Below are 7866 nucleotides of genomic sequence, written 5' to 3'. Positions count from 1 at the left end.
ACTTCTGCTTGATGTATTTTTGGCAAACGGGTATTTTTCCAATGAGTTTGCGCCAATTTATGTGCGTCGATTTTATCTGTTTTCCAACTACGCAGTGTCCCCTCTTCCAGTTGTTTTTTTGCCTCCAAAGGGTTTAAAAGACAGTAGGCTAATCGATTATCTTGGCAGAATTTTTCTAATGGACGAGAGTAGACACCGGTTGCTTCAAAAACAATTTCAGGAGTTTCTGGAAGTGCGGTGATTTCTTCAAGTAACTGACGGAACCCTTCTTGATTGTGAGAGACTTTCCCTTCTGATAGACAGTGTTGATTATGGTAAAGTACTTTGTAACTTTCACCTTTAGATACGTCAAAAGCAAAAATAAATGACAGGCGACTTCTCCTTGATTATTTGATTGAAAGTCCTTCACTGATTCATTCCGATTCGACTTTCCTTTACACGGACTCGAAGTCCCAACATACTTAAAACAGATTCTAGAATGACAGTGAGGGAGCTCGTTTTTTGATTCGGACTCAAGGTCCATGAGCGTATGAGCGAGCTTCCTTTCACTCTCACTATACTCGAATAAGAGAAATAGTGGGTAAGATATTCCGTCGAATATCTTACCCACTAATCTTAGTATGTTTTTTCGTTCCTTGTAAAGAGTTAGCTTTCGTCTAATTCTAAGCTTTCATAAAGAGAACGGTCTAATGTTTCTAAGAAACCTGGTTTTTCTGCAGTAGTGAAAACGATCAATTCATGCATGGCACGGGTACACATCGTGTACAAAATTTGTTTGTCGTGACCAGAGTGAAAATGTGAATCATCTACATTCCATAAGAAGACACGATCAAATTCTAATCCTTTAGCTAAATAAGCTGGTAAAAGAACAATGGATCGCTTCATAAATTCAGTCTCATCTGTAATCAATTGGACGTGCTGTTTTAATGATTCAGGCAATTCTTCATAAAGCGATTCACATTCAGCAATAGTTTTTCCGATAATCGCTGTACGCCAATACTTAGCTGTTTCTTTTGTTTGTTCAACTGTCTCAGCTAACCAAATTAGTTTCCTTTTTATCGATGAACTTTGTACGATAGAAGGTCGACGACCTTTTCGAGCAGTAGTTTCCACGAGATTTTCATGAGCTAAGAAATGATTGGCAAAATCAGTGATTTCTTTGGTCGAACGATAACTTGTTGTTAATTGGAAGCGGGTAACTTCTTTGTCTGGAAATAGGTTAGTTAAGGAACCAGTAATCGTTTCATTACCAAAAACGTTTTGATTCAAATCACCACAAAAAGTCAAGTTTGCATTTGGATAGATTGCTTGAAGCAAGGCTACTTGTGAGGGAGCAAAATCTTGCATTTCATCGATAAAGATGTAACGGGCTTTTTGTGTGACAGATACAGGATGCGTTTGACGCATCACTAAGAAATATAAAACAGCATCTTCTTGGTGTAACATCCGCTGACGCAAATTACTCTTGACTTCATGTAAATGTTCTTTCCATGTCATTTCGCTGATTTGATAATGGCTTAAAAGTTCATCGGGAACTGTTTGCAGAAAATGCAAATATTGTTTTGGTAAATTAACAAATTGATAGTTCATGATCCCACGATACACTTTACGAAATCTTTTTTTCACGATTTGATTGGCTAATTTTTTACGCAATGATTTTTCTTTTTGTTCCGTATAGTCTAAATGTGGGTCTGAAGCATACAATTCTTGTAACTGTTCTTCAGCTAATTCTTTGACCCAAGTTTGACGTGTTTCATCTTTTTGGAGACCCCCTAATTTTTTAAGTAATTTTGTTTGTAAAAGGGATAGTCGTTGATGTAACGGAAGCAGTGCATTTGTTTCTTGATACCATTTGCGAATGGATTCTTTTGGTAAGATAGTTCGACCATTGATTTTCATTTCACGGAATAAAGGACCGTAGTTAGTGACTGTGTGGATATAAGCATCGATATGTTTAATAAAAGGTAAGCTGTTTTTCATTGTCTTAATTGGATCTTTGTCTCCAGACAAAAAGCCTACTTCTTGCTGTTGCTCTTCAATCAAATCAAACTCAGGTAGTAATTGTTGAAGATAGTTTTTGAACGTTTGAGTAGGCACACCACTTTCACCTAATGAAGGTAATACAGTAGAAATATAATCCGAGAACAAATGGTTTGGGGAAAACAATAAGACGTTTTCTGGATCGAGCCATTTTCGATTATGATAGAGCAAGAAGGCGATTCGTTGAAGTAAAGCAGATGTTTTTCCACTTCCAGCAATCCCTTCGATGAGCATGACTTTACTTGTTGTATCACGAATAATGGCATTTTGAGCTTTTTGGATCGTTGCGACGATATTTTTCATATGTGCACTTGAGGCATCGTCTAAGATCTCTAATAAAAAGTCATCGTTGATCACTTCAGATGTATCGACCATTGACACGATTTGACCCTCTAATATCTTAAACTGACGTTTTAATAGTAATTCTACTTGAAGCTTTTCAGTATCTGTTTCATAAAAGGCAGGGCCGATTTCCCCTTCGTAGTAAAGATTGGCAATAGGTGCACGCCAATCGATGACGATTGTTTCTTCCGACAGATCTCTCAAAGATGCAATCCCTAAATAAAGAGTTTCTTTTTGAGCTTCCTCTTTAAAGTCAATTCGAGCAAAGTAGGGGTTTTCTTTCATCACGTCTAATGTTTGTAGTCGCTTTTGTTGTGATTCTAATGTGTGATATTTTAAGAGCAATTCTTGCTCATGTTGGCGGTATTCAACAACAGATTCATAAAAGGATTCATTGGAGCCTCCACGTATTTTGTGATTGGCTGTTTCTTTTGTTGAATCATTCATTTCTTCTGTTAAGTCATGTAATTTTCGATTCAGCAACTGTTGTTCCAGTTGGATCAACTGCGTTGTTTCATCGACATGTATTTGTTCTAGTTGTCTTTCATTCATTGCTTGTTTTACTCCTTCCGCCGTAAATAACGAATTAAAAGTATAGCACATTATTTGAAAAAAAGGTACCTTTGGGTAGGGAATTAGAAAAAATCAAGGAAATAACTATTCTCTATTTGAAACCTTTCTAACGAGCTAAAAATTTATTCTCTTTGATGAAGCTGTAGAAATTATACTAGTTGGATTTCAATAATCTGGTTGATAGTCAATCTCTAACATATAGCATTTCGAATATTACTTTTTTATTGGCTTGTTGTTCTAAACAATTTGTTTGTATCAAATCCTTTTGAGAGTGATAGTTGTTTTCATTTAGGAGTTTTTTGTTTAAAAAGAGCGTGTCAAGAGTTATGCTTAAAGAGTAGAAAGGAGTTGGATTCACAATGACACATTTTAAAAAATTCGCCATCACGCTACTCATAGGAGCAGTGGCATTAGTCAGTGAATTTATTTTTAAGCAGCCGCAACTTGCATTTATAATCATTGCTGTAACTGGTGGCTTTTTGGCTTTATTGATGTTTATCGAAATGATCAAAACATTACGTTCTGGGAAATATGGGGTAGATATTCTAGCTATTACAGCGATTGTTGCCACGTTGGTCGTCCATGAATATTGGGCGAGCTTGATGATATTGATCATGTTGACAGGAGGAGACAGTCTAGAAGATTATGCTCATAATAAAGCAGGGAAAGAACTGCAATCTCTTTTAGATAATACGCCAAGAATCGCTCATAAATTGACAGCAGATCAACAAGTCGATATTTCAGTAGATGACGTCCAAATCAATGATTGCTTGGTCATCAAACCGGGAGAAGCAGTACCGGCAGATGGGAAAATCGTAAAGGGCGAGTCAACTTTTGATGAATCATCCCTGACTGGAGAATCGAAACCAGCGATTAAAAAAATAGGTGATGAATTGATGTCTGGTTCCATCAATGGTGATACGACAGTCCAAATGATTGTTGAAAAACGAGCAGCAGACAGTCAATATCAAATGATCATCAAACTTGTTGAAGAATCAAAAGAAAAACCCGCTCATTTTGTTCGTTTAGCGGATCGTTATGCCGTACCATTTACTTTAGTGGCTTATCTTATCGGGGGCATCGCATGGTGGGTCACGAAAGATCCGGTGCGATTTGCAGAAGTCTTAGTCGTAGCTTCTCCTTGTCCACTGATTTTAGCTGCACCAGTTGCTTTAGTTGCTGGAATGAGCCGTTCAAGTAAGAACGGAATCGTAGTCAAGACCGGGACAGCAATTGAAAAATTAGCTAAAACCAAAACTATTGCGTTTGATAAGACAGGAACGATCACTAAAGGGGTATTAGAAGTTATGGATGTGGAACCTGAGCCATTTATCTCTAAAGAAGATCTTCTCCGTTATGCGGCTAGTGCGGAACAAGGTTCAGCGCATATTCTAGCACGTTCTTTAGTTAATGCTGTTCCCAAATTATTACCAGTTAATGAGTTGAAAGAAGTATCTGGGCAAGGGATCGAGGCAACTGTTGGCGAGCACCATATCAAAGTTGGTAATGCGACATTTGTCCATACAAAAGAAGCAAAGGCAACCTCTACCGCAATCTATGTGGCGATTGATCAACAGTTCGCTGGAACGATTTATTTCTCAGATACGATCCGTCCGGAAGCAAAAGCAACGATTGCAGAATTGAAGAACCAAGGAATCAATGAATTGATGATGATCACGGGAGACGGTGCTACAGTTGCTGAAACGATTGCAAATGAAGTAGGTGTCACATCCGTTCATGCCCGTTGCTTACCACAAGATAAATTAGATATTTTATCAAAGATCCCAGAAGAAAAACGACCAGTAACCATGGTAGGAGACGGAGTGAATGATGCGCCTGCATTGATGGCAGCAGATGTCGGAGTGGCGATGGGCGCGCATGGATCAACTGCAGCAAGTGAAAGTGCAGATATCGTGATCTTGAAAGATGATTTGAGACGTGTAGCTGAAGCTGTGACTATTTCTAAAGATACAATGAAAATCGCAAAACAATCTGTCTTGATCGGTATCTTTGTTTGTGTCTTTTTAATGCTCGTTGCAAGTACCGGTGTGATCCCTGCCTTATTCGGAGCGATGCTTCAGGAAGTCGTCGATACCGTATCAATCCTAAGTGCGCTACGTGCCAAGAAAGGTACGGTAAATGAGATCAATCATCCATTAGTACAACAGTAGCTTATCCTAAAAAATACAAAGATCTACTTTTCACGTGCTTGTTTTTGCGGTATGATCAAGGAGAATCAGATAGCGGAAAGATAGATTATCGCTAAAAAACAAACGATTAAGGAGAGACACAGATGCCATTCGTACATGTAGAATTAGTTGAAGGACGTAGCCCTGAGCAATTAGAAAATATGATGAAAGATATCACAGAGGCTGTCCATAAAAATACACAAGCTCCGAAAGAACACATTCATGTGATCATCAATGAGATGAAAAAAGGCACATATGGTGTGAATGGTGAGTGGAAAAAATAAGTCTGTTCCACTACTTGATTTTTCCTTTTAATAGTGGTTAAATAAACACTATAGATGATTAATGAGAAAGACAACTGAATTTGAGAGTCTTCGATAAGAGAGGAAAAGCTAGGCTGAAACTTTTCCAGGAGAAAACCAAAGGATGACCACTTTCGAAACCTTTGTTGAAACAGAGGCGGTCGTACCGTTATCACGCTTGAGGAATGTTTAAAACATTCAAAATTAGGTGGAACCACGAATTTTTCGTCCTAGTATCTGGTAAAGATACTAGGACTTTTTTTGATTAGTGGAGAACCTAAACAAAAGGATGGATTATAATAAGGAGGAATTTTATCATGATAAACATTACGTTTCCTGATGGCGCAGTGAAAGAATATGAAGCTGGCGTTACAACTGCAATGATTGCTGAAAGTATTTCTAAAAGTCTAGCTAAAAAAGCATTAGCTGGGAAAGTGAACGGCCAATTGATCGATTTGAATCGAGGAATCGAAGAGGATGCGACGATCGAGATCGTTACTCCAGAGCATGAAGATGCATTAGGCTTAGTAAGACATTCAGCGGCTCACTTGATGGCTCAAGCGATGCGTCGTTTGTATCCTAATATCCATTTTGGAGTAGGCCCAGCCATTGATTCTGGTTTTTACTACGATACCGACAATGGAGAAAATCAAGTAAGTGCAGAAGATCTGCCAGCAATCGAAGCTGAAATGATGGCGATTGTAAAAGAAAATCTACCGATCGAACGTCGTGTTCTATCAAAACAAGAAGCATTGGAGATTTTCGCAAGTGACCCTTACAAAGTAGAATTGATCAGTGAGTTACCGGAAGAAGAAGTAATCACTGCTTATCAACAAGGGGAATTCATTGATTTATGCCGTGGCCCACATGTTCCATCGACTGGACGTATCCAAGTATTCAAATTGTTGTCTGTTGCAGGTGCTTACTGGCGTGGAAATTCAAATAATCAAATGATGCAACGTGTTTATGGAACAGCCTTCTTTGATAAAAAAGCACTGAAAGAGTTTATCCAACTACGTGAAGAAGCAAAAGAAAGAGATCATCGAAAATTAGGGAAAGAGTTAGAACTGTTCATGGTAGCCCCAGAGGTAGGTTCAGGTTTACCATTCTGGCTTCCTAAAGGTGCAACGATCCGTCGTACGATCGAACGTTACATCGTAGACAAAGAAGTCAGCTTAGGCTATCAACATGTATACACCCCGATCATGGGAGATGTAGAACTATATAAAACTTCAGGACATTGGGATCATTACCAAGAAGATATGTTCCCACCAATGGATATGGGAGACGGCGAAATGCTTGTTCTTCGACCAATGAACTGTCCACACCATATGATGGTTTATAAGAATGCCATCCATTCCTACCGTGAATTACCAATTCGTATCGCTGAATTAGGGATGATGCACCGCTACGAAAAATCTGGCGCATTATCAGGTTTACAACGTGTAAGGGAAATGACTTTGAATGATGGTCATACATTTGTTCGTCCAGATCAAATCAAAGATGAGTTTAAACGTACTTTAGAATTGATGGTAGCTGTGTATGCTGATTTCAACATTACGGACTATCGTTTCCGTTTAAGTTACCGTGATCCAGAAAATACGGATAAATACTTCGATGATGATGCGATGTGGGAAAAAGCACAAGTGATGTTAAAAGCAGCCATGGATGAAATGGAACTTGAGTACTTTGAAGCAGAAGGCGAAGCAGCCTTTTATGGTCCTAAACTAGATGTACAAGTTAAAACAGCCCTTGGTACAGAAGAAACATTGTCAACGATCCAATTAGACTTCTTGTTACCAGAACGTTTTGATCTAACTTATGTAGGGGAAGATGGCGAAAATACTCATCGCCCAGTTGTTATCCATCGTGGAATCGTTTCTACAATGGAACGCTTTGTGGCTTATTTGACAGAAGTATATAAAGGCGCCTTCCCGACTTGGTTGGCACCGATCCAAGCAACGATCATTCCTGTGTCAGTTGACGCACATGGAGATTATGCGTATGAAATAAAAGAACGTCTTCAAATGAAAGGTTTACGTGTGGAAGTGGATGATCGCAATGAAAAAATGGGGTATAAGATCCGTGCTTCTCAAACACAAAAAATCCCTTATCAGTTAGTGGTAGGAGATAAAGAAATGGTTGATGCTACAGTAAATGTTCGCCGTTACGGTAGTAAAGAAACGTCCGTAGAAGACTTGAATATCTTTGTTGATGCGATGGCTGCTGAAGTACAAAATTACAGTCGTCAAAACTAAGAAAGCTACTTTTATTATTTCAAACAGGAAAATTAGGAATAACAGTGTAGGAGCAGGAAATGCTCTTACGCTGTTATTTTTTTTGAACTCAGCATTCGTGGAATGGTGAGTTTTAAAAGGAGTTATATTTTCTGGTTTTCTGTTCTAAATCTCAGACAGAAA

Annotated in this window: 5 protein-coding genes; 3 read left to right on the top strand and 2 right to left on the bottom strand. The window is 38.5% G+C overall.

Annotation, left to right across the window (positions count from 1 at the left end; all coding sequences use genetic code 11):
- Both A5844_RS11230 and helD read right to left on the bottom strand, forming a co-directional pair.
- Positions 1-371, bottom strand: a 371-nt coding sequence (locus A5844_RS11230; protein WP_143353723.1) for an IS110 family transposase, incomplete at its 3' end; no start/stop codon positions are given.
- A 274-nt stretch (positions 372-645) separates the two neighbouring features.
- A complete protein-coding gene (gene helD / locus A5844_RS11225) occupies positions 646-2934 on the bottom strand; it encodes an RNA polymerase recycling motor HelD (RefSeq protein WP_086285281.1) in 2289 nt (762 codons plus the stop codon).
- Between the two features lie 380 nt (positions 2935-3314).
- Between helD and A5844_RS11215 the strand changes: the two genes are divergently transcribed.
- The 3 genes from A5844_RS11215 (at position 3315) to thrS (ending at position 7704) form a co-directional block, all read left to right on the top strand.
- Entirely contained in the window at positions 3315-5126 is a 1812-nt protein-coding gene (locus A5844_RS11215; protein ID WP_086285279.1) for a heavy metal translocating P-type ATPase, read from the top strand.
- Positions 5127-5248: 122 nt separating this feature from the next.
- Positions 5249-5428 (top strand): 2-hydroxymuconate tautomerase, encoded by a 180-nt coding sequence (thmT, locus tag A5844_RS11210; RefSeq protein WP_002287649.1) that lies wholly within the window; start codon positions 5249-5251, stop codon positions 5426-5428.
- Positions 5429-5763: 335 nt separating this feature from the next.
- Complete coding sequence (gene thrS / locus A5844_RS11205; RefSeq protein WP_086285278.1) at positions 5764-7704, top strand: threonine--tRNA ligase; 1941 nt, start codon at positions 5764-5766, stop codon at positions 7702-7704.
- Positions 7705-7866: the final 162 nt, after the last annotated feature.

This window comes from Candidatus Enterococcus wittei (genome assembly GCF_002140175.1).
GTDB classification, from domain to species: Bacteria; Bacillota; Bacilli; order Lactobacillales; family Enterococcaceae; genus Enterococcus_B; species Enterococcus_B wittei.
Note: the sequence above shows the minus strand (reverse complement) of the source record. Positions and strands in the feature narration are given on the sequence as shown.

Bases quoted from the DNA above. Each gene is read 5' to 3' on its own strand.
- A5844_RS11215 (WP_086285279.1), top strand. From the start codon at position 3,315: ATGACACATTTTAAAAAATTCGCCATCACGCTACTCATAGGAGCAGTG.
- helD (WP_086285281.1), bottom strand. From the start codon at position 2,934: ATGAATGAAAGACAACTAGAACAAATACATGTCGATGAAACAACGCAG.
- thrS (WP_086285278.1), top strand. From the start codon at position 5,764: ATGATAAACATTACGTTTCCTGATGGCGCAGTGAAAGAATATGAAGCT.
- thmT (WP_002287649.1), top strand. From the start codon at position 5,249: ATGCCATTCGTACATGTAGAATTAGTTGAAGGACGTAGCCCTGAGCAA.